19 protein-coding genes are annotated in these 22722 nt (G+C 42.2%); 12 read left to right on the top strand and 7 right to left on the bottom strand.

Translation table 11 applies throughout. The annotated features are described in order from the left end of the window. Window positions 1–52: 52 nt before the first annotated feature. From B879_RS08800 to B879_RS08790, 3 genes are all read right to left on the bottom strand, one after another. Complete coding sequence (locus B879_RS08800) at window positions 53–1243, bottom strand: redoxin domain-containing protein (RefSeq protein WP_009184818.1); 1191 nt, start codon at window positions 1241–1243, stop codon at window positions 53–55. 112 nt (window positions 1244–1355) lie between these two features. Next, on the bottom strand, window positions 1356–2219 hold the full coding sequence (locus tag B879_RS08795; protein ID WP_009184817.1) for a TIM barrel protein: 864 nt from the start codon (window positions 2217–2219) through the stop codon (window positions 1356–1358). 2 nt (window positions 2220–2221) lie between these two features. Further along, a complete protein-coding gene (locus B879_RS08790) occupies window positions 2222–3544 on the bottom strand; it encodes a Gfo/Idh/MocA family protein (RefSeq protein ID WP_009184816.1) in 1323 nt (440 codons plus the stop codon). Between the two features lie 189 nt (window positions 3545–3733). On the opposite strand from B879_RS08790, the gene rbsK reads away from it, so the two are divergent. The 5 genes from rbsK to B879_RS08765 all read left to right on the top strand — a co-directional run bounded on the left by rbsK (window position 3734) and on the right by B879_RS08765 (window position 9860). After that, complete coding sequence (gene rbsK / locus B879_RS08785; RefSeq protein ID WP_009184815.1) at window positions 3734–4651, top strand: ribokinase; 918 nt, start codon at window positions 3734–3736, stop codon at window positions 4649–4651. A gap of 11 nt (window positions 4652–4662) precedes the next feature. Continuing rightward, window positions 4663–6252, top strand: coding sequence for an ADP-ribosylglycohydrolase family protein (locus B879_RS08780; RefSeq protein WP_009184814.1), 1590 nt, complete (start codon window positions 4663–4665; stop codon window positions 6250–6252). A 47-nt stretch (window positions 6253–6299) separates the two neighbouring features. Then, window positions 6300–7805 (top strand): nucleoside hydrolase-like domain-containing protein, encoded by a 1506-nt coding sequence (locus tag B879_RS08775; RefSeq protein WP_009184813.1) that lies wholly within the window; start codon window positions 6300–6302, stop codon window positions 7803–7805. Window positions 7806–7896: 91 nt separating this feature from the next. Next, on the top strand, window positions 7897–8856 hold the full coding sequence (locus tag B879_RS08770) for a nucleoside hydrolase (RefSeq protein ID WP_009184812.1): 960 nt from the start codon (window positions 7897–7899) through the stop codon (window positions 8854–8856). A gap of 2 nt (window positions 8857–8858) precedes the next feature. Beyond that, on the top strand, window positions 8859–9860 hold the full coding sequence (locus tag B879_RS08765; RefSeq protein ID WP_009184811.1) for a GRP family sugar transporter: 1002 nt from the start codon (window positions 8859–8861) through the stop codon (window positions 9858–9860). 351 nt (window positions 9861–10211) lie between these two features. Here the strand turns inward: B879_RS08765 and B879_RS08760 are convergent, their stop codons facing one another. Genes B879_RS08760 through B879_RS08750 form a run of 3 tightly spaced genes read right to left on the bottom strand, consistent with a single transcriptional unit; the run spans window position 10212 to window position 13981 of the window. Continuing rightward, on the bottom strand, window positions 10212–11249 hold the full coding sequence (locus tag B879_RS08760) for an ABC transporter ATP-binding protein (protein ID WP_009184810.1): 1038 nt from the start codon (window positions 11247–11249) through the stop codon (window positions 10212–10214). Window positions 11250–11269: 20 nt separating this feature from the next. Next, a complete protein-coding gene (locus B879_RS08755; protein ID WP_009184809.1) occupies window positions 11270–12907 on the bottom strand; it encodes an ABC transporter permease in 1638 nt (545 codons plus the stop codon). 9 nt (window positions 12908–12916) lie between these two features. Continuing rightward, window positions 12917–13981 (bottom strand): Fe(3+) ABC transporter substrate-binding protein, encoded by a 1065-nt coding sequence (locus tag B879_RS08750; protein ID WP_009184808.1) that lies wholly within the window; start codon window positions 13979–13981, stop codon window positions 12917–12919. Between the two features lie 101 nt (window positions 13982–14082). On the opposite strand from B879_RS08750, the gene B879_RS08745 reads away from it, so the two are divergent. The 4 genes from B879_RS08745 (at window position 14083) to B879_RS08730 (ending at window position 18913) form a co-directional block, all read left to right on the top strand. Further along, on the top strand, window positions 14083–15015 hold the full coding sequence (locus tag B879_RS08745) for a hydrogen peroxide-inducible genes activator (RefSeq protein ID WP_009184807.1): 933 nt from the start codon (window positions 14083–14085) through the stop codon (window positions 15013–15015). Between the two features lie 70 nt (window positions 15016–15085). Further along, a complete protein-coding gene (locus tag B879_RS08740; RefSeq protein WP_009184806.1) occupies window positions 15086–16213 on the top strand; it encodes a BamA/TamA family outer membrane protein in 1128 nt (375 codons plus the stop codon). Window positions 16214–16592: 379 nt separating this feature from the next. Next, window positions 16593–17750, top strand: coding sequence for a DUF4221 family protein (locus B879_RS08735; RefSeq protein ID WP_157231570.1), 1158 nt, complete (start codon window positions 16593–16595; stop codon window positions 17748–17750). Window positions 17751–17761: 11 nt separating this feature from the next. After that, a complete protein-coding gene (locus tag B879_RS08730) occupies window positions 17762–18913 on the top strand; it encodes a DUF4221 family protein (RefSeq protein WP_009184804.1) in 1152 nt (383 codons plus the stop codon). 61 nt (window positions 18914–18974) lie between these two features. On the opposite strand, the gene B879_RS08725 is transcribed toward B879_RS08730, so the two are convergent. Beyond that, window positions 18975–19988: a dipeptide epimerase gene (locus tag B879_RS08725; protein WP_009184803.1), complete on the bottom strand. Its 1014-nt coding sequence runs from the start codon at window positions 19986–19988 to the stop codon at window positions 18975–18977. A 91-nt stretch (window positions 19989–20079) separates the two neighbouring features. Here B879_RS08725 and B879_RS08720 point away from each other — a divergent pair, with 91 nt between their 5' ends. The 3 genes from B879_RS08720 to B879_RS08710 form a co-directional block, all read left to right on the top strand. After that, complete coding sequence (locus B879_RS08720) at window positions 20080–21561, top strand: M14 family metallopeptidase (protein WP_009184802.1); 1482 nt, start codon at window positions 20080–20082, stop codon at window positions 21559–21561. An 80-nt stretch (window positions 21562–21641) separates the two neighbouring features. Continuing rightward, on the top strand, window positions 21642–22196 hold the full coding sequence (locus tag B879_RS08715; RefSeq protein ID WP_009184801.1) for a LemA family protein: 555 nt from the start codon (window positions 21642–21644) through the stop codon (window positions 22194–22196). Beyond that, the coding region (locus B879_RS08710) for a DUF2207 domain-containing protein (protein ID WP_238542109.1) at window positions 22144–22722 on the top strand (579 nt) is incomplete at its 3' end. The genes B879_RS08715 and B879_RS08710, both read left to right, overlap by 53 nt.

The raw sequence follows: 22722 nt of genomic DNA, 5'->3' as shown, positions 1-22722 counted from the left end.
ATCTCGGTCCCTGAGCCTGTCGAAGGGCTCGTCTCTCGCTTCTCGCATCTTATCAATAATATCTCCCGATCATCGGATGGTCCACAATGGCCCTGCGCAAGTCCAATGGCTTGATGGTACCCGGTATCCTATACACCACATTTCCTCCCGGTTCGATCAATAAAGTCAGTGGCAAACTTCCATCCCATTCGTTTTTTACCACACCAATCACCGCATATTTATCATCCGTATCCATCAGGTAGTTGGTTACAGCAGAATACTTGGATTGTAGAAATTTCAATACCTTATCCTCTTGCTCCGGATTATCCATGCTGATGGATACAAAACGGAAATCCCTTGCCCCATACATTCTTTGTATTTCTATAAATTCCGGGTATTCCACAATACATGGTCCGCACCAAGTCGCCCAGAAATTTACCAAAAGCAACTCATCCGTGTCATTGCTTAGCAATTCTTTCAAACCTGATGTGGATAACTTTTCTACAGTTACAGGTTTTCTCTTCCATTCCTCATTGGTTTTGATAGTGAATTCATTTTTCCAGGCCCATTTGGTCGAGCAACCGAAGGCAGGTGTAATGGCTTTGTCCGGATCCAAGGCCTCACCTGCCAAGGTCATATCAATCGCATGTCTGAGGTCTTCCGCATTGGCTGTCCCCGGTTTTTCGGAAGCATCCAATCTTCCGGAATATGTCATTTTCCTGTCCTTGTCAAAGACAAACACATGTGGAGTGGCCACGGGCCCATAGGCCAAAGAATATTCATGGGTATCCCCATCATAGAGGTAGGGGAAATTATAATTCAGATCTTCATAGCGGATCTGCATACTGTGATAGTCATCATTCAAGTCAGTATAACCCAACTCCTCCGGCAAAATGCCAATGGGGCTATTAGGAGAAATGGCCACAAATGCGACACCTTTACCCTTGTATTCATCTACCAAATTGATAAACCGCTCTTCATAGGCTTGGGCAGTAGGACAATGGTTACAGGTGAAATTGATCACCAAAACTTCCGCTTCCTTAAAATGATCTATAGAAACAAATTGTCCGTCCACATTCGGTAAATTGAAGTAAGGGGCCTTGTCTCCAATGGCCAATTTACCTACTGGCTGTTCTGACATTTCCTGTGGATTGGGCTCAAAGATACCGGCTTCAGCTTTTTCTTGACTTTTTTCCTGAGGACTACAGGATATCAACATCCAAAGTCCTGCAAAAATTAATGTGGATAAGTGGGGAATTTTCATGGCTTTTGAAGTTTTTATGTGTTATTGCCCGAAGTTTTCCACATCGGGTGCTGGGATAATAGCAAGAAATCAAGATACATCTGTCCCGCACTAAAAGCATGTGACAGGAAGTTTACTTCACATAAGAAGCATTATTAAGAAATTCAAAGCTCTGTTGCACACTTTCTAAAGGTTCGAAATTGTATCGCTCTACCTCTACGAAATAATCTTTCATTCCCTGTTTATACGCCGCTTTGAAAATGCCTTCAAAATCTAAAGTCCCACTGGCACCGATTTCTTCTTCATCTTTGATGTGCAATAAAGGAAACCTGCCTGCATACCTTTCCAGATATTCCACTGGGTCCTGACCTCCCTTTTGGCTCCAATATACATCCAATTCAAAGCATACCAGTTTAGGGTCTGTCATTTCTATCATGTGATCCATCATGATATGTCCCTCAATGGCCTCAAATTCCCTGGCATGATTATGAAAGCCAAACATCATTCCCGATTTTTTGGCAATTTCACCAATGCTATTGTAATAATCTATCCAATAGTTGAGCTCGGATAGGCTGGTAGGAATCGGCATGGAAGGTTTAATGATATACTTGGCGCCCATGGCCTTATGATCTGCAATGGCTTTTTTCCACCAATCTAAGGCCTCTTGTTTTTGTGAAGGTTCGTAATTTCTGGGGCCACCTACATGGGCGGAACGCAACCGCATCCCCAGGTCCTCAATGTACTTCCTGAAAAACACCGGCTCCATGCCGTAGACTTTTCCATCTGCATAACTGGCTGTTTCCAGACTTTTGTAGCCTATTGATGCCACCATCCGCAGTGTATTTTGTGGATCTTCCCGCATATCTTCTCTCAATGAATACAGCTGAAGGCCAATTGGCTTTTTGGCTTTGTTTAAAGCCAGCAACTCCTGAGGTTGAAATAGCGCTCCTGCAGCTAATGCGCTGGATAGCTTGAGGAAATCTCTTCTGTTTTTCATGCTTAATGGATTTTTAGTGTGTATCCGTTTTCGTAGTTATAATGCAACCGGGACTTGGCCTCCCAGTCATTGGGGAAAGTCTCATTGACAGGGTCCCAATCCAAAGGCCTGCCCAGTTCATGGGCAATATTTCCTATGGTACAAATCACACAGGTGCTGTGACCAACTTCTACAGGTACTATGGGATCTTTTCTTTTCAACACAGAATCTATAAAATCCCAATGATGCGCAGGATAGCCCAAATTGGGTCTTTCCATGGTCGGCTTAAGACTTTCATCGGAGGCGTCAAACTGTCCCCTGGAAACCTTTATCCATCCCTTGTCTCCTATAAATTTAACACCTTGTCTGCCTTCATCAAAAGGACCAACGATCATTTCAACCCCATTGGCATAATGATAGGTCAAAGGATTGCTATCTGTACCAGGTATTACTTTAACAGGGCCACTTCTGTCCATTCCCAAGCCCCATTGGGCAATATCAAACATATGTGCCCCCCAGTCAGTCATATATCCTCCGCCTGTTTCCTTAAACCAACGCCAAGCTCCCCATAATTTCTCGTTTTCTTCCGGATCCAAAGAAATGGGCGGATTAAGCTCTTCGTTGAAGTGCATAGCTGGCAAAGGACCCAACCAAGCTTGCCAATCCAAGCCTGATGGTATGGACTGTTCTTCCAGGTCATAAGCTTTAGGATGTTCGGGCTGACCAACATGCACCAAAACTTTCTGCACTTTTCCAATTTTCCCTCTGAGGGCCATTCTGGCGGCATGTTGAAAATTCAGGTCAGATCGCTGTTGAGTGCCTACAGCCAATACCGCTCCAGTACTTCTTACAGCCTTGACCAATTCCTGTCCCTCTTTGATGGTCAGTGTCAGAGGCTTTTCCAGGTACACATCTTTGCCTGCATGACAGGCATCAATGGCCATCAATGCATGCCAATGGTCCGGTGAGGCAATCACCACGGCATCAATATCCGTTCTTGCCAAAAGGTCCTTATAATTGGCATATGCCTCCACTTTGCCATTCGTCTTTCCAAGCTCATTGGCAATCCGGTCCACACGAAACTTGAACCGCTCTCTTTTGATTTCATATACATCTGCACATGCCAATACTTCCACACCAGGAATACGCATCATACCATTTAAAATGCCCATGGCCTGTCTTCCGACACCTATAAAGCCTAACCGGATCTGATGAATGTCTTCCTTTCTGAGGGGATTGTCCTGGCCTGCTATCGTCAAGCCGGGAAGAAAAGAAAGTCCGGCAGCACCAAGCATGCCTGCGCCCAGAAACTTCCTCCTGGAAAAAATAGATTGTTGATTTTTCATGCTACAATGGGTTTAAGGTTAATGCTATCCAAAAGAAATTACCACCAATAATCCACTGATAATTTGTTACTTTTGGATAAGATCAGTATAATATTACTTCAAAATCACTTGTGATAAAAATTTCACCTCCCAAAATTCAAACTCCAAAGTCTTCCCTTTGATAAAAGGCTTTTAGATCAGATATAAGGTATGTCCCCAAAACCCAAAATCCTCGTCATTGGCAGTGCCAATATGGACATGGTCATACAGTCTGACCATTTCCCAGCCCCAGGAGAAACCATTATTGGAGGAGAATTTTCCTTAATCCCAGGAGGCAAAGGGGCCAATCAGGCAGTTGCCGCTGCCCGCTTAGGTGGGGAGGTATGCTTTATAAGCAAACTGGGCCAGGATATTTTTGGACAGCAAAACCTGTTCAACTATCAAAATGAAGGGATTGATTGTCAATTTATTGGTCAAATTCCGGAGATACCCTCTGGAGTAGCCCTTATTACCGTAGATAAATATGGAGAAAACACCATCATCGTAGCACCCGGTGCCAACCATCAACTCCTCCCTGATGACTTGGATAAAGGCAGAAGGGCCTTTGAAGCGGCGGATATGATTTTGCTCCAACTGGAAATCCCCATGGAAACAGTCCTGGCTACCGTAAATTTGGGTTCAGCCTTGGGAAAGAGGATCATTCTCAATCCAGCACCGGCAGGTCCTTTGTCCGATGAACTTTTATCAAAGCTTTTTTTGATCAGCCCCAATGAAACAGAAGCGGAATTCCTAACAGGGGTCAAAGTGCATGATGAAGCCAGCGCCAAAAAAGCAGCCCAATATTTTCTTCAGAAAGGCGTGCAACATGTCATCATCACCATGGGGGCATCAGGTGCTTACTTGCACACCAACAACTTTGAAGGTGTCCTTCCAACAGATAAAGTAACTGCCATAGACAGCACCGCTGCCGGAGACACATTTAATGGCGCACTGACCGTGGCCCTTGGTGAAGGCAAGGACTTGGTATATGCCGTAAAGTTTGCACTTAAAGCAGCTACCCTATCAGTACAACGGATGGGTGCCCAGACTTCCATTCCACATATGCATGAAATAAACCCTTTCCAATAACCCGCCAGCCTATGAAAAACCATTTGAAAGTACCCATTGCTTTAGCCATTTCTTTGATGCTGTTCAACTGCAGCACAGAAAAATCAACAGAAAAAATCTTTCAAGACGGTGAAATTATCCGAATGGGCAAGGCCAACCTAAAAGATAAAATTATGGGGGGTTGGGCAGGACAGGTCATTGGATGTACTTATGGTGGACCTACTGAATTCCAATGGAACGGTACCATGATCGGTGACCATGTTCCTATACCTTGGGATGAAAATCAAATGCTCTGGTGGTTCGAAAATTCTCCAGGACTCTACGATGACGTTTACATGGACTTGACTTTTGTGCAGGTATTCGAAGAACATGGGCTGGATGCTCCTGCAGAATTGCATGCGAGGGCATTTGCCAATTCCGAATATCCTTTGTGGCATGCCAATCAAGCGGCACGTTATAATATTCTGAACGGCATGATGCCTCCTGCCTCAGGACATTGGAAAAACAATCCCCATGCGGATGATATTGATTTCCAGATTGAAGCAGACTTTGCCGGTCTGATGTCCCCTGGGATGATCAATGCTGCATCAGCAATCACCGACCCTATTGCACATATCATGAATTACGGAGATGGTTGGTATGGAGGTGTTTTTGTGGCCGCCATGTATTCCCAAGCTTTTATCAGTGATGATATCCAGTTTGTAGTCAGAGAAGCGCTGAAAGCCATTCCCCAAGAAAGCAGATTTTATAAAACCATTGCCGATGTGATCCAATGGCATCAAATGTACCCCGATGACTGGAAGCGGACCTGGTTTGAAATCCAAAAAAAATGGACGGCTGAAAAGGGTTGCCCCGATGGTGTTTTCAAAGCCTTTAACATAGATGCCAGCGTCAATGCGGCCTATATTGTATTGGGTTTATTGTACGGAGATGGAGATTATGGTAAAACCATTGACATCAGCACGCGGGCGGGCTACGATTCAGATTGTAACCCCTCCAATGCAGCAGGAATCCTTGGAACGATGATGGGCTACAGCAATATTCCAGATTACTGGAAACAAGGTCTTGACAAGGTGGAAAGTAAAAAATTTGCTTACACAGATATATCCTTATTGGATGTTTATGAAATAGGCTATGGTCATGCCTTACAAATGATAGAAAGGAATGGTGGTAAAATAGCCGATGAGCAAGTGGAAATCAAGTACCAAAAAGTACAACCCGTTCGCTTTGAGGAATCTTTTCAAGGCCTGTATCCCGTAAAAAGGATTTCCAAAACATGGGGTGATTTGTGGAGCGGATTTGGTCCGGGAAAAGAAGCATTCAAAGAAAAATTTACAGGATCGGCTGTGGTGGTTAGCGGTAGGGTAGAAAAGAAAAATCGCAATCTTCCTGATTATGAACTCAGCCTAGATGTGTATCTAAATGATACTTTGATGGAAACTGTAGTGATGCCTACCCGGCAAAACCTCCGGAAGCATGAAGTCTATTGGAACTATGAACTGCCCGAACAAGCGCATGAAATCCGCTTGGTTCCCAGAGATTTCCCGGAAGGCTATCAATTAGTTGTCAACGCGCTGATCATCTACTCCAATACAGCTCCGGGGAATCAAACCTATTATTGACCTTTGTACCCTTTATAATCAATGATGAAATGGCTTATCAATAAAAAATGACTAAAGATTCAACCTTTACTTACCCCATCCAAACACTCATGACCTTCCTTGTAGGAATGTTTTTTTGGGCTTGTCAACCAAAAACGGTTCAAGAAAAGGCGGTTGCATCGGAAAAGTTCAGGACGGTCATTTTGACCGATATGACCCATGATGATGGTAACTCCCTGATCCGGCACCTGTATTATGGGTCACTATTTGACTTGGAAGCCATGATCATCACCAATCAATTGCCAGATTTCAACCATGATGACCCGGGACCATGGAATAAAGGAATGGGCATATTGGAAGCTTACAGGGAGGAACTGTCTCAATTACGAAAACATGATCCTGATCTGCCATCCTATGAGGAAATACTGTCAGTGACCAAGCGGGGAAGGGGGGCTATTCCCATCATCTGGCTGACCAATACCTTGGAATTTTCCAACAATATTGCAGATAGGTATGTGACGAGTTCATGGGATTCTGTTTACTATCATGATTGGATCGGGGAAGGGTTGACCCCTCATGGAGAACCCAAGGATTCAGAGGGCAGTGATTTTTTGGTTAGTGTTTTTGAAAAGGACGATGAACGTCCCATCTTTATTCAGGCTTGGGGAGGAACCATCACCTTTGTTCAGGCCCTGCACCGGTTCAGAGAAAAACATGGGCATGAAAAATTCAAGCAACTGCTCCCGAAGTTGCACTTATTTGGGATATTGTTCCAGGACATTTCTTTTGAGTTTTTTGCAGATTTTGTCAAAATGCAGGAAGAAACCTGTGCGGATTTTGGAACAGCCATTCCTACTTATGGAGAGACTCCGGTGGATTTTGGTATGGTCTTGTATGACAATGGGCATTTTTGGCATTATGTCTGGAGTAGGGACCCAAATTGGAGGAAGCCAATAGGACCCGATGAGGTAAATGGTCATGGCCCCATGTCTGAGATTTACGACAATGGAGGTGAAGGGGACAGCCCCTCGTACTTTTATTTATTGAGTGCTGCTTTTGGTCTGAATGATCCTTTGGACCCTACACAAGGGAGTTGGGGATCTAGGTTCCAAGCTATGGGAGACGGATTCCCAGATAATTATTACTACACCTGTGATATTGATCAGAAGGAACTCAGTCGATGGGATGAGGCAGTTACCAACAGCTTCAAAAACCGCCTTCTTTGGTCCGTCAAAGAGTCTTGGGAAGTCAACAAAGAACCGGTTGCCATTGTCAATGGAGACCAATCCAAACAGGTCCTCCATATTCAGGGTAAAGCTGGAGATACGATAAAACTAGATGCCTCCCTTTCCAGAGATCTGGATGGCGATACCGTAAGTTTTAACTGGTTTCGATACGAGCTTGCAGATACTTACAACGGAAATTTTCAAATCTCCGAACCTACGCAAGCTATACAGGAAATCAAAATTCCAGAAGATTTGGATGATAAGGCCATCCATCTGATTCTGGAAGTAAAAGACCATGGAACGCCCTCATTGGTCAGTTACCGAAGAGTTATCATACAATCCCAATAACCTATAAAAACCTCTCCGCCTATGAAAAACTGGACTTATTCCCTCCTTGGTTTGATGCTTATTATTTTCTCTTGTCAATCTGGAGAAAAAAGTGGCTGAAGAAGAAACCGACGTAAAATCCAAAATCCGCTTGATCTATGATACCGATGCCAATAACGAATTGGATGATCAGTTTGCCCTGATGTACCTTTTAGTGAATGGGCCTACCTTTGACCTGGAAGGTGTTACGGTCAATGCGACACGAAGTGGGGGCAACATAGATGAACAGTATGAAGAAGCCAAACGGATCCTGAAGCTTGGACAGCGTTATGGGCAAATCCCTTTATTTAAGGGCGCAGATGGCAATTTTGAGACCATACGGCCTAATGTTCAGGAAGCCGATTTTGATGGAAAAGCAGGTGTGGATTTTATCATTGAGCAGGCCAACTTAGCCCATGAGCAAGAGCTCATTTTATTGGCTGTGGGTAAATTGACCAATGTGGCCTTGGCTTTGGAAAAAGACCCTGCCATCGCTTCCAAAATGCGGGTGGTATGGTTGGGTTCCAATTATCCCAAACCTGGAGAATACAATCAGGACAATGATACCGTGTCGATGAATTATGTGTTGAATACCCAGGTTCCTTTCGAAATGGTGACCGTGAGGTATGGGGACCCTAGTGGAACCGATGCGGTAAAAGTTACCCAAGCAGAAATCAATGAAAAAATGCCAGGCATGGGGCCTAAAATTGATACTCCCATCATTGGAAGACATGGAGGCGAATTTTACAATTTTGGAGATTATGCGGTCAGTCTCTTTGAGCATATTGACTATTACTCTGACCCTCCTGCCCGAGCATTATTTGATATGGTGGCTGCTGCCATTCTTAAAAACCCAAATTGGGGAGAGCAAAAGGAAATACCCGCACCGATACTTATTGACAATGAATGGGAAGAAAGGCCAAATAATCCAAGAAAGATGATCGTTTGGGAAAATTTTGACAAAGATGCGGTCATTCAGGACTTCTATTACACTTTGGAAAACTATCAACTCGTCTCACCAAAACAACCATAGCCATGTATATCATTGAATCTTATTCCATAGCAGTCCTATTTTGCATCATCACCATGTTGTGCTGGGGTTCCTGGGCCAATACCCAAAAGCTGGCAGGCAGCAGTTGGCGCTTCGAACTTTTTTATTGGGATTATGTAATCGGCATTTTCCTTTTGGCCTTGATTTTTGGATATACCTTAGGAAGCACAGGTGAGGCTGGAAGGAACTTTACAGAGGATTTATTTCAAGCTGATAGAAAGAGCTATTCCTTGGCTTTTATTGGGGGCGTTATCTTTAACCTGGCCAACATTTTGATTGTGGCGGCTATTGCTTACGCTGGCATGTCAGTGGCTTTCCCGGTAGGCATAGGCTTGGCTTTGGTTTTGGGGGTAATCGTCAACTATTTTGCTACCCAAAAGGGGGACCCCTTTCTCTTGTTTACAGGAGTAATTTTAGTAGTCATTGCCATTGTTATGGATGCCATGGCTTATAAAAAATTGGCCCAAAAAGACCGAAAAAACCCAAAAATAGGTTTGATCTTGGCATTGATTGGGGGATTTCTGATGTCTTTCTTCTACTTTTTTGTCGCCCAGTCCATGTCTTTGGATTTCAGCAATCCTGAAGGAGGAAAATTTACCCCTTATGGGGCTGTCTTTGTTTTTTCGATTGGTATCCTGATGAGCAATTTCGTATTCAATACCATTTTAATGAAAAAACCCATAGAAGGGGAGAAATTGTATGCTGCCGATTATTTTAAAGGAAGGCCTATGGTCCATTTGGTAGGTATTTTGGGAGGAATTATCTGGTGCGTGGGCATGTCCTTTAGCATCATTGCTGCTGAAAAAGCAGGACCAGCCATCTCTTATGGCCTCGGGCAGGGGGCTACCATGGTGGCAGCTTTCTGGGGTGTGTTTATCTGGCGGGAATTCAAAAACGCCCCAAAAGGCACCAATTTATTGCTTTCAGGGATGTTTTTGCTTTTTATTCTAGGATTGGGAATGATTGTGTATGCAGGGGTGTCATAAGTTCAGAACCACAGAAAAGAAAACATTTAAACCGGAATTAAGCATCAGTGTTTGTAGTATTTAACCACTTAGGAGAAGATAGCACACATAGCTTCTCCTGTATCAACCTGTTGATTTTAAAAATAAAGGTTTGCTGCTGCCCTGCTATGTATTCTATGTTCTATGTGGCGAATTTTTTCAACCCAAAACATAGTAGAAATAGTTTTCCAAGAGCCAACTGTCTGGTTATAAAAAGGCTTGGTGTCGCCAATTTATCCCCAATGCATGGGACAAGTTGTTTAATAGGTCACTTTCCCTTTTTACTTTTGCCTTTTTCCTTGGCTCTTGATTCTAGTCTCTAGCGTCTCGTCTCTAATAAGCTTCTTCCACATCATACTTCCATAAAAAGAATTGTGCCCTGTCCATGCCTTCAAAGGAACGCCCCGGATTGGTACGTATCGTAACCCTTTTACCCTCATCATCCGCTAATTTTACCATCTGATGACTTCCAAAATAGGAGATTTTGACAATTTTTCCGCTGAGTTGCTGCCCATCCCGCTGCACCACTTCACCATGTTCAGGCCTAAAGAGCAGTTTCACTTTATTTTTATGTTTTTTAGCTTCTGAGTCGGAAATGAAGCCAAATGTGGTGTGGTAACCATCCTCCGTAGGAATGGCTTCCATTTCATTTCTCTTTCCAAAGAAATTCGCCACATAAGGGTTCACTGGGTTTTCATAAAGAACCTTAGGGATATCGATCTGCTGTAAAAAACCCTTATGCAAAATGGCAATACGATCAGCAGTTGAGAGGGCATCTTTGGTGTCGTGAGTGACAAAAATAGCTGTGATACCCGTTTTCTTGATGATCTGTCGGATTTCCTCACGTATCTGATCCTTCAGCATGGCATCCAGGTTACTGAAAGGCTCATCCATTAGAAGAATTTTTGGATTGGGCGCAATAGCCCTTGCCAAAGCAACCCTTTGCTGTTGTCCTCCTGAAAGTTGATGCGGATATTTCGTGTAATCTTCTTTAAGACCAACCAATCTCAAGGTATCTTTAGCGACACGTTCAACTTCTTGATTGCTGCCTTTAAGGCCAAACTTGATATTATCCAGAATGGTCAAATGAGGGAATAAGGCATAATCCTGAAAAACCATCCCCACCTGTCTTTCATGGGCCGGCACGGACCTTTTCCCCTCCACAATTTTTTGGCCTGATAGCGAAATGATACCCGAATCGGGATGCTCCAATCCGGCAATCAGTCTAAGTAGGGTTGTTTTACCGGAACCACTTTCACCTACCAAAGCCAAGATTTCACCTTCCTCCACTTCAAAGGAGACATCGTTAATGGCAAAATCTATGGCCTGATTGTATTTTTTATTGACTTGCTGGAGACTTAAAATACTCATCCGGGTGTCCTATAATAGCGCTAAAGTTCTCTCTTTCTGATCAGCCTGTTGAGGAATATAATGGGTATAATTCCTGTCAGGATGATGATCAAGGCAGCATTGGCTGACTCGGCAATCATCTCGTTCGTGGCCATGTCAAAGGCTTTTGTGGCCAATGTTTGGTAGTTGAACGGACGCAGGATCAAAGTTAAGGGTAATTCTTTTAATACATCCACAAAAACCAGGATTATACCGGATACCAAACTAGTTTTGATCAGAGGAAGATCAATTTTCCAAAGGGTCTTGGTACTTCTAACACCTAAAAGCCTGCTGGCTTCATTGACATGGATGCCTATTTTTTGAAATCCTGCTTCCACAGGATTATAGCCTACTGCCATAAACCTGACGATATAGGCAAAAACAAGGGCAAATAAAGTTCCTGAAAAAAACAATCCAGCAGTCTGTGAGGTAATCAAATTACTGTAAATCCATTTGTCCAAAGCGATGAACGGAATCATAACACCAACAGCTATAACTGCTCCAGGTATAGCATAACCTAATGTAGCTACTTTGGTAATATTTTTAACCCATTTGAATGGACTCAAGCGCAAAGCATACAAAAGGATCACCGAGAAAACCACAATAGAAAACCCTGTAACTGCTGCCAAGCCAAAACTTCTGTAAATTAAAAGGAAGAAGTCCTGATTGACCACTTTATGATAAGTCATGCTCACCCAATTCAGCAATTGCAGAAAAGGAAAAAGGAAGCTGAGTAAAAAGATGGTAAGGCAAATGGCTGAATACAAAAGTTTTTTACCTATGGATGGATGTACCCTTGCGGTTGGTTTTTGTGAGCCATTAGAGGAGGAATATTGTCTATTACCACGCTGTATGGATTCTAGATAAAGGATAACAAAGACAAATACCATAAGAATGGCAGCCAGATAAATGGCCGTAGAGGCATCACCCATGGAAAACCAAGCACGGAAAATTCCAGTGGTGAAAGTATTCACGCCAAAATATTTGACCGTACCATAATCGTTAAGGACTTCCATAGCTGCCAAAGCAATGCCGGCCACTATTGCAGGTCGGGCCATAGGCAAAGCCACTTTGAAAAACGTAGTGAATCTATTGGCTCCTAACAGAAAAGAAGCCTCTTGCAAAGTTTTGGATTGTTGCAGAAAAGAGGATCTGGTAATCAGAAAAACATAGGGAAAAAGCGTAATGGAAAGTATAAATATCGCACCCGGCAGGTTCATGATATCAATCAAACTCCCTTTGACCTGAATGTCAAAATTATTCCTCAAAAATACCTGAATGGGGCCGGTGTAATCAAGGATTCCTACATAAGTGTAGGCCATGATATAACCCGGGAAACCTAATGGCAATATCAAAAGCCATTCAAAATACCTCCTTCCAGGAAATTCATAATTGGAAACCAGCCAGGCGGTGCTGACCCCCAAAAGGAAAGTCAGTACAGCTACCCCAATCAGCAAAAAGATGGTATTTTGAAAATAACCAAAAAGGAGATTATTGGCAATATGCTCCCAACTACCTCCTGGTTTATCAAATAGTTTGAAGAAAATGGTGAATAAGGGGGTGGCTACCAATAATAAAATCAATATAGAGTAGCCAGTCCACTTATTCCACCAGTAATAACTTTGCTTGACTGTTTTCAAATCAATTTATTATTTCCAACCTACCCTATCAAAAATCATCACGGCTTCTGAGTTTTTTTCTCCCAAAATAGAAAGGTTCAGTTCATCAGATTTGAAACTTCCCCATGCTTTGAGCAAATCGGAAAACTCAGTGTTAGGGTTTACCGGATATTCAAAATTGATGTTGGCCAAAAACTCTTGGGATTTTGCTTCAGAAAGAAACTCGATCAGTTTGATAGCATTGTCTTTGTTAGGTGCATATTTGGTCACACCGGCACCGGAAATGTTAATATGCGTACCTCTGTCCTCCTGATTTGGGAAGAAGATGGCAATTTTTTCAGCAGCCTTTCTTTCCTCTTCATTAGCGTCATTCAACATGATGCCAATGTAATAAGTATTCACGATAGCGACATCCCCTTCACCGGAAGCTACTGCTTTCACTTGATCCCTATCGGAGCCTTTCGGATCTCTTGCCATATTAGCCAGAAGACCGGCAGCCCATTCCTGAGCACCTTCTTCACCGTTATTTGCAATGATAGAAGCCAAAAGTGACTGGTTGTAAATATTTTCTGAAGACCTGGTCAATACACGACCTTTCCACTGTGGTTCTGTCAAGGCTTCATAAGAGCTTAATTCTTCTGGATTAACCCTCTCTTTGCTATAAGCAAAAATCCTGGCCCTGTAGGTTAAACCGAACCAAGATCCATCAGGGTCCCTGAATTTTGCCGGAATATTGGTTTCCAAAGTAGAAGAACTTACTGATTGCAACAGTCCCTTTTCTTCAGCACGGTGCAGACGACCAGCATCTACCGTAATCAAAACATCCGCAGGAGAATTGGCTCCTTCCAATTCCAACTTTTGGATCAATTCGTCCGCAGAAGCAGAAACCACATTGACCTTAATGCCGGTCTCTTCTGTGAACATATCAAATAATTTTTGGTCAGCTTCATAGTGTCTATGGGTATAAACATTCACTTCTTCCTGCTTTTCCCCTGTTCCACAAGCCAACATCAGAGCGCCACCTAAGGCAATTACAACTGTTTTTAGGATATGTTTTAACATAGTTTTGTTGATTTGAGTGGCGAAATTAATCATTATTTAAATCAAATCTAAATAAAAAGAAAAAGATTTTTATATTTGTGGGCTCTGATCTTTTGGGCAGATAAATGGATTATTTTGCTTAGTAAAACAAAGCTATGACGATTCAGCAATTGGAATATATCATCGCAGTAGATAAACACCGGCATTTTGGACAGGCCGCAGAATCCTGTTTTGTTACCCAGCCCACGTTAAGTGCTCAGGTGAGTAAACTGGAAAAAGAACTGGAAGTGATCCTCTTTGACCGATCCAAAATGCCCGTCATCACCACAGAAATTGGAGCGCAGATTATTGAGCAAGCCAAACGTGTGGTTTCTGAAAGCAAGGGCATCTATGAATTGGTCGCCCAACTGAAAGGTGACATCAGTGGAGTAATCAAAATCGGTATCATTCCCACACTTGCCCCCTACCTGCTTCATCGTTTTATCAAAAGTTTTCTGGAAAAATACCCGAATGTTAAATTACAGGTAGAAGAAACGGTGACAGAAGAAATCATCCGAAAACTCAAAAATGATGAGTTGGATCTGGGCATAGTGGTGACCCCTCTGAATGAAAACGGCATTTTGGAGAAACCCATTTTTTATGAAAAGTTCTTGGCTTACATGTCCAAGGATCATGAATTGTTGAAAAAAGAAAAAATTGGCGTTAAAGACCTGAATACGGATGACCTGTGGATGCTGCAACAGGGCCACTGTTTCAGAGACCAAGTGATTAACCTCTGCAATCAATCAAAATTCCAAAAACTGAATTTTCACTATGAAAGCGGTTCCTTGGAAGGATTGAGGAATATGGTCAACCGCTACACGGGCATCACCTTACTTCCCGAATTGGCTACATCGGAGCTAAAGGAGGAAGAAAAATCAAGGTTAAGGCGCTTTGAAGGAGAGGAGCCTATCCGAGAGGTAAGTATTGTCCTGACCAGAAGTTTTCTGAAGAAAAAACTGGTAGAACTTCTGTATAAAGAAATATCTGATTCCATCCCTCAGAACATGACTTCCAAAGCCCATGGCAAAGTAGTGAAATTCAGATAAACCTTTTTTCTATATAAATCAGGATGTCTGTGGATTGGAATGTTTACTTTTAAGGGCATTTAAAGTTTCCATGTTAAAAAGGCTATTGTTTTCTATTTGCTTACTCTTAGTGGCAGGTCCCGTTTTTTCCCAAAGTTTGGCAAAAAGGTACCTCAACAGCATATTTAATGACACTTCAGATGTAGCCAAATCCCAGTTTTTGATTTATCCTACTTTGGCCTATGCCCCCGAAACCAGTTGGGAAATAGGCTTATCTTCGTTATACGTGTACCATGCCAGGAATGATACCAACAATCGCCTTTCAGAAGTCAATGGATTTACTTTTTTTACTTTGGAGAATCAGTATGGTATTTGGTTTGACCATGCTTTGTACTCCGATCAAAACAAATGGTTTTTTCTTGGTCGGATCCGGATTCAAAGCTTTCCTTTGCGCTACCATGGCATCGGCATGGATACCCCCAAAGAGTATCTGGCTTTGGTTGATGCCAATCAGATCATCATCAAAGAACGCATTTTAAGAGAAATCAGAAAAAACCTCTATGCCGGACTCGAGGTAGATTACCAAAGATTTTCCAGAGTAGCTTTTATCGAGGCGCCAGAGGCCCCAAGTTATGAACTCCCTTTGGGTAATGAGGGTTCAACGAACACTGGTCTGGGATTGGGTTTGGTGTATGATGACCGACACAATGTACTGAATGTAAGAAAAGGAAATTTTATGGAATTGGCCTACCTGAAATACCGTCCTGCCTGGAGTACTTTTGATTTTAACACAATTATATTGGACACAAGATTATTTCGGCCAATTGGAAAACAAAATGTATTGGCCTGGCAGCTATTGGGACAGTTTACCAGTGGGGATGTACCTTTCAACCAATTGGCCTTAATGGGTGGGGAAAGCATGATGCGGGGCTACTACCTGGGAAGGTTCAGGGACAAAAATCAATTGGCTACGCAATTGGAATATCGCATGCTGCCCTTACCTTTGGGATTTACCGATCGCTTAGGGGCTGCCATATTTGCAGGGGCAGCGACCGTTTTTCCTGATTTTTCAAAAGCCGCTATCCACAAGGCTGTTTGGTCTGCAGGTGGAGGTTTGAGGTTTTTACTTTTCCCCAAAAAGGACATTTATACCCGATTTGATGTCGCCTTTACCCAAGAGGGGAGCGGTTTTTATTTGTTTATTGGAGAAGCTTTTTAGAAAAGAAACAAGAGGTGAGACATAAGACATAAGACACAAGACTCAAGACCCAAGACTCAAGAAAAAAGATTTAACTTCAACAAAAGGATTTTCTCAATTATAGCTCTTTAATGGAGTACGATTAGCACCAACAAAACTTTTGTTACCTTTTTTTCTTTTGTGGTTCCCATTTTTAGAGCTCTTTGAAATTTGCAACTCCAAACTTTGATAGGGACAAATTGGTGTTCACTCTATCCAGTCGGTTCTATTCAAATCTCGAAGTTGATAAAAATTAAGATTGGGTTGAATAAAAAATAATTAGGTCAATTCTATTTTTAGTTTTAAATTGAAGGTCTGATAGTCATTTTGGCTGAACTTTTGGCAACAAAACTTTTGATGTATGATTCGATTATATACACCCCTGCGTAAAGTTATCCCTCTTGTTATGCTACTGTTTTGCTTTTGGGCATGTGCGGAAAAGGGGTCAGAAGAAGGAGCAGGAAAATACTTAAATCTTACATTTACCATGGACACTGTGTTGGTGGATTCCAGAGATGAAATCCTAATGGCAGCTACAAGTCCGTATTCCCACGCAGTGAGTAAAGATTTGGGAACCTTGTATTACTGGGATTTTCAAGGTTCACAGATTGAGGTGATTGACTTGGAAAAAATGGTCTTTGTTGAAAAAATACCCGTAGAAAAAGAAGGCCCCAATGGTGTAGGCCAAAATGGTTACCTGATGTTCTTATTGGGAAATGGAAATAGGGCTTTTCTAGGTTGGGACAATAGAATTGCCATTACTGACACAGAAGGTAATATCATCAAAAGGATTAAATTAGATGAGCCTTGGATGACCGAAGGAATGGAGGACTTAGGTACTTTATCTTTTATAGGTTTCTCGGATGATGGCAGTCAGATCTACTGCACTTTTTCCAACTATAAGAAACTACAAGCCAAAGTGCTTGAATTGGACATTGAACAGGAAAAAAGAAGGCTTATTGAGGTTCCGGAATTTGAAAAAATGGACAAATTTCGGGTAAGTTGGACTTCAGATGACGGCTCAAGCAGGTCCATGACCCATCCATCTCTGAGTATCAGCCCATGGAATGACCAATATCTTTTCACCACCAATGTGCTGAACAGCATTTACCGCTTCGATTCAAGAGAAGAAGAAGCCATTCTTATCCGATATGAAAATACGTTGACGCCCAATGAAAAAACTGGTACATATAAGAATGAGGTGGCTTCTCAATCAGAAATTCAAGAAGTAAGCGCTAAAATCAGAGAGGAGGTCAATTTTCTCCGTCCAATCTGGGATGAAAAAAACCAAGTTTTCTATCGCTTTTCTTATTATGCTTTACCCCGCATCGCAGATGAAACAGTCAAAAGCAGGACCTTTCTCAGCATCTTGAATGCTGACTTTGAACTGATCGGTGAAAAAGAAGTGACAGACTTAGGACTGACTGTTTCACATGCTCAATTTGTGAAGGATGGACAGATTTATTTCTACCTGAATATGGAGGACGAATTGGCTTATATCCGATTAACCATCAATTAAATACCATGACTATGAAAAATATTTGTTTCCTATTGTTTTGTGGGCTCCTTTTTGGCTGTGGGGAAAAGAAAAGTTCGGATAACGCGGCACTTACCCAACTCGACTTCAAGTTGGATACCCTTCTGATTGATGCAGGAGAAGAGTTTTTTTACCTTCGGGATAATTTATGGCTTTCCGACATTTCACATGATGGGCACTATCTTTTCAATTACAACAGGAACGATGCGGTAATGGAAAAGATAGATTTGGACCAAGGGGTATTGGTCAAGAAAATCCAATTTGAAAAAGAGGGACCTGATGGTATAGGCGACTTTATTTCAAATTTCTCCCTTACAGCTGATGAGCAATTCATCGCTTGGTTTTATGGGCTGAACAAAATCTTCAGCCAAGAAGCCAAAGTGGTCAGAGATTTGAAATTGGATAAACTCTTAGCTGCAGATTTTTCTGAATATGATATCTATCCCATGTCAATTTTTGAAAGCCCGGATGATCCCAATAGATTTTTTGGTTTTTATGTACGGTGGAGCGATATGAGCTATTACCTGATGGATTTTGACCTTCAAAACGAAAGCTTCCGCAAGATCGAAATTCCGGATATGAACAAAATCATGGACTTTTCTACCGACCTGCTGTATGATGGCCAAAAAATGGGATCTATGGGCTCAGGAGCTTACGCCCTGTCCAAAGGCAACCAAATCCTCGTTTATAACAATTGTTTCAATGAAGTCTACATTTACGATGCAGGGATTGACAGCCTCTATAGAAAAGACTTGGAAGGCCCCCTATTGGGAGACAAAAAATCCTACCTTCCCCCCAAGGAAGTAGAAGGGGAGTCCAACCAACAATGGGAAGTGGAAAGGAAGCAAAGGGAAGACATCAATTTTGGATCTATCCACTGGGATAAACAAAACCAACGCTTCCTCAGACTTTCTTTTAAAGAGAAGTTTGGGGAAGAAATGATGGAAAGAAGGGGTTATCAAGCCCTTGGTGCAGAGGTTTTTTTAAGCGTCTTTGATCAGGATTTTAATTTGATAGCCGAATCCTTGGTGCCGGAATTAAACCAAAGGCCTACCAAACATTTTGTAAAAGATGGACAAATTTGGATTTTTGAGAATATGGACGATGAGATCGCTTTTTTGAGGCTTCAAATTTTGGATAGGTAAATAAAACATACATCAGCTCCTCACCCTCCACTTATCATTCATCACTTTTAATTTTACATTATTAATCCAAAAGAACCGCCCCAATGCCATTACCTTCCGGGAAAGTGACCCTTTCCGGCGTGATTTCCACTCCTTTGGCAATGTCTTTGGCCAATAACATGGCTCCATCCATATCCACATAATCCAACAAGGGAGCAATATGGGCAATAGCGGTAATACCCACTGAGGATTCTGTCATACAGCCTACCATGGTTTTCATGCCCAAGGTTTTGGCTTCATGGATCATTCTCAAACCTGGGGTAATCCCTCCTGCTTTTACCAATTTCACATTGATCCCATGAAATAGGTCATGGCACTTTTTGACATCTGCCTCCACAATGCAGCTTTCGTCCGCAATGACGGGAAGTTTGGAATATCGAAAGACCTCCTTCATGCCCTCCAAGTCATCCTTTCCCAAGGGTTGCTCCATAAATTCCACATTGAGTTTGGCCAATGCTTCAGAATAACGAATGGCCTGTTCGGCTGTCCAAGCACAATTGGCATCAATGCGGAAAGTAGCAGTCGTATGCTTCCTCAATGCCTTGATAATTTCCAGGTCATGGTTTGTACCCAATTTAATTTTATACAAAGGCCAATCCACCTCTTTCATCTTTTCCACCATTTTTTCAATGGAATCAATACCTATGGTAAAATTGGTCAAAGGGATATCTTTGGGATTCAGGCCCAGGTATTCATAGAGTTTTTTGCCTTTTTTCTTGGAAAAAATATCCCATGCAGCCATATCCAGGGCACATTGGGCAAAAGGATTGTTCTGGAATATTTCTTTTCCCATCTCCCAAAGTTCCTCAGGGTTTTGCCATTGGCTCTTTTCGACCAAATTCCTTGATGCCTCTAAGTGCTCCATGATATTCTCTGCTTTCATCCCATAAAAAGGGTTGGTGGTGGTTTCCCCCAGACCAAAAAGACCATTATCTTCCAGTTTGACGATGATGGTATCCTGCACATCACGACTTTGATGGGCAATGGTAAAGGTGTGTTTCAATGGCAAATCACGGACAAAGAAGGAAAGCTTCATGGAGATTATTTTGGTTTTGATACAAAAGTAAATTTATTTTTTTGTTGAAGTTCCTAACTTAGGCGGATAATTTGTCACCAAATTCCCTATTATGAAAAGATTAGCGCTTTTATATACCAGCACCATTTTGAGTCTTTGTATGCTTTTAGCTACCCTATCCTGCGGGCCCCAGGAAAAAGCATCTGATTTAGCCTTAGACCAACTTGAAAAAGCCTATGAAACTTATAAGGAGACAGCTGTCGACCACCGAAGATTCAAGTATCAAGAAGTGATCCATTTGGTTAAAAACAGGAAGGACAATTTTCAGGTGGAAGCAATCGGGAAGTCTGTGGATGGGAAGGAAATTTATCAAATGACCTGGGGCAATGGCCCCACCAAGGTCATGCTATGGTCCCAGATGCATGGAAATGAAAGCACGGCCACCATGGCTCTTTTTGACCTCTTCAACTTTTTGGAGGGTTCAAATGATGGATTGGAAACCATCAGAGAAAAGTTAAAAGAAAAATTGACCTTGCGCTTTATCCCCATGGTCAATCCAGACGGGATGGACCAATGGATTCGTAGAAATGCCCTTGACATAGACTTAAACAGGGACGCCATTAAATTGGCTTCTCCAGAGGCAGTTATCTTAAAAAATGCCAGGGATGTATTTTCACCTGAATTTGGTTTCAACCTGCACGATCAGCAAATCTATTACACCGCAGGAGAGACTTCCACTCCCGCATCTATTTCAGTATTGGCCCCTGCTTACAATTATGAAACTGAAGTAAATACCGTAAGACAAAAAGCCATGCAGGTAATCGTGGGCATGAACAAAGTCATGCAGCAATATGCACCTGGACATGTGGGAAAATACGATGATTACTTTGAGCCTAGGGCCTTTGGTGACAATTTTCAAAAATGGGGAACGAGTACCATATTAATTGAATCCGGAGGTTACCCCAATGACCCGGAAAAACAAGAAATCCGAAAAATGAACTTCCTGATCATGTTGCAGGCATTGATTGAAATTGCGGATCAGCGTTATGCCCAATATGCACTTGCTGAATATTACGAAATACCTGACAATTTTACCCGATTGATGGATCTAGTGGTAAGAAACATCAATTTGGAAAAAGAAGGACATAACTATGAAATAGACTTGGGTGTAAGAAGAAGAGAAGCAGATGCCCATGGTTCCTATTTTGTCACTGGAGCAGTAGATGACTTGGGGGATCTTTCTATTTTTTATGGATTTGAAGAGTTGGATGCGAAAGGGATGGAAGTTGTGGATGGAAAGGTCTTTGAACCTTCATTTACCGATCTGTCAGAAATTTCAGAAGAAAGAGCACTTTCCCTATTAAAAGACGGCTACCTGGCGGTAAAAGTAAAGGAGGCCTCAGATCGGGAATTGCACCATTTGCCGCTTCTTGTGCTAAAAAATGCCAATACCATTTCAAATGGTATCCGATTGGGAGGAAACCCAAATTTTTTCCTGGCACAAAACGGTAATCTGAGGTATGCGGTAGTCAATGGCTACCTCATTGACCTGAACAATCCCCCATCCAATAAGCTGATGCAAAGGGTGCAGTAAATTTGCGTTTTCCAACATAAACACTTCAATTAAAGCGGTTTATTTACTATCTTTTAGGATTCATCCTTAAAATTTATTTTATGACCGCAGTTATTATAGTAGCCGTAGTTTTAGCGCTTGGTTTTTATGTTGTTGGCATTTATAACAGGCTCATCAAATTGAGAACCAATGTTGGCGAGGCCTGGAGTGGCATTGATGTACAGCTCAAGAAAAGGTATGACTTGATCCCTAATCTGATCGAAACAGTAAAAGGTTTTGCATCGCATGAAAGAGAAACCTTTGAAAGTGTCACTAAGGCCAGAACAGTTGCTATGGGAGCCAGTGGTGTAGTAGACCAACAAGCAGCAGAAAACCAATTGACCAGGGCATTATCTGGTCTTTTTGCGGTGGCAGAACGCTATCCTGACTTAAAGTCCAATACCAATTTCCTACAAATGCAACAGGACCTGTCTGCTGTGGAGCAGGACATAGAGCGATCAAGAAGATATTACAATGGAACAGTCAGAGATCAGAATATCCTGATAGATTCTTTCCCAAGTAATGTTATCGCCAATAGTTTTGGGTTTCAAAAATCTGCCTTTTTTGAATTGGAATCTGAGAGCGAACGGGCAGTTCCTAAGGTGGACTTTAAATGAAAAGGTTTTTCCTTTTACTTTTTTATTGGCCGGCATGCAATTGTATGCCCAAGAAGAGTATATCCGCTCCTTTCATGCTGACCTCAAAATCGATACTACAGGTTTACTGACGGTAACAGAAACCATAGAAGTTTATGCCGCAGGTCAACAAATCCAACGGGGCATAGTCAGAAGTCTGCCTCTTTCGGGGACTGATTATCGGTACAAACAAGTAAGAACAGATTATAGCATCCTTGAGGTAAAGAAAGATGGGCAGGGTTCCCCATTCCATACGGATAAAAAGGATGGGAATTTAAATATCTACATAGGGGATAGGCAAAGCAAATTGAGCCCTGGCTATTATACTTATGAAATCAGCTATAGCGCAGAGGGGCAGCTGGGCTACTTTGAAGACTATGATGAGGTTTATTGGAATGTGAATGGCTTTGGGTGGCCTTTCAGGATTGAAGTGATTACAACATCAGTACACCTTCCCACTGGCGCAAGCTGGGATCAAAACGCATGTTACACGGGCTATTCAGGTTCC

Origin of the sequence: Cecembia lonarensis LW9 (assembly GCF_000298295.1) — a bacterium.
Classification (GTDB): Bacteria; Bacteroidota; Bacteroidia; order Cytophagales; family Cyclobacteriaceae; genus Cecembia; species Cecembia lonarensis.
The sequence above is the reverse complement of the archived record's forward strand: the minus strand, read 5'-3'. Positions and strand labels throughout refer to the sequence as shown.

Bases quoted from the DNA above. Each gene is read 5' to 3' on its own strand.
- B879_RS08780 (WP_009184814.1), top strand. From the start codon at position 4,663: ATGAAAAACCATTTGAAAGTACCCATTGCTTTAGCCATTTCTTTGATG.
- rbsK (WP_009184815.1), top strand. From the start codon at position 3,734: ATGTCCCCAAAACCCAAAATCCTCGTCATTGGCAGTGCCAATATGGAC.
- B879_RS08765 (WP_009184811.1), top strand. From the start codon at position 8,859: ATGTATATCATTGAATCTTATTCCATAGCAGTCCTATTTTGCATCATC.
- B879_RS08795 (WP_009184817.1), bottom strand. From the start codon at position 2,219: ATGAAAAACAGAAGAGATTTCCTCAAGCTATCCAGCGCATTAGCTGCA.
- B879_RS08745 (WP_009184807.1), top strand. From the start codon at position 14,083: ATGACGATTCAGCAATTGGAATATATCATCGCAGTAGATAAACACCGG.
- B879_RS08800 (WP_009184818.1), bottom strand. From the start codon at position 1,243: ATGAAAATTCCCCACTTATCCACATTAATTTTTGCAGGACTTTGGATG.
- B879_RS08720 (WP_009184802.1), top strand. From the start codon at position 20,080: ATGAAAAGATTAGCGCTTTTATATACCAGCACCATTTTGAGTCTTTGT.
- B879_RS08715 (WP_009184801.1), top strand. From the start codon at position 21,642: ATGACCGCAGTTATTATAGTAGCCGTAGTTTTAGCGCTTGGTTTTTAT.
- B879_RS08775 (WP_009184813.1), top strand. From the start codon at position 6,300: ATGACTAAAGATTCAACCTTTACTTACCCCATCCAAACACTCATGACC.
- B879_RS08760 (WP_009184810.1), bottom strand. From the start codon at position 11,249: ATGAGTATTTTAAGTCTCCAGCAAGTCAATAAAAAATACAATCAGGCC.
- B879_RS08730 (WP_009184804.1), top strand. From the start codon at position 17,762: ATGAAAAATATTTGTTTCCTATTGTTTTGTGGGCTCCTTTTTGGCTGT.
- B879_RS08750 (WP_009184808.1), bottom strand. From the start codon at position 13,981: ATGATTAATTTCGCCACTCAAATCAACAAAACTATGTTAAAACATATC.
- B879_RS08790 (WP_009184816.1), bottom strand. From the start codon at position 3,544: ATGAAAAATCAACAATCTATTTTTTCCAGGAGGAAGTTTCTGGGCGCA.
- B879_RS08735 (WP_157231570.1), top strand. From the start codon at position 16,593: ATGATTCGATTATATACACCCCTGCGTAAAGTTATCCCTCTTGTTATG.
- B879_RS08725 (WP_009184803.1), bottom strand. From the start codon at position 19,988: ATGAAGCTTTCCTTCTTTGTCCGTGATTTGCCATTGAAACACACCTTT.
- B879_RS08740 (WP_009184806.1), top strand. From the start codon at position 15,086: ATGTTAAAAAGGCTATTGTTTTCTATTTGCTTACTCTTAGTGGCAGGT.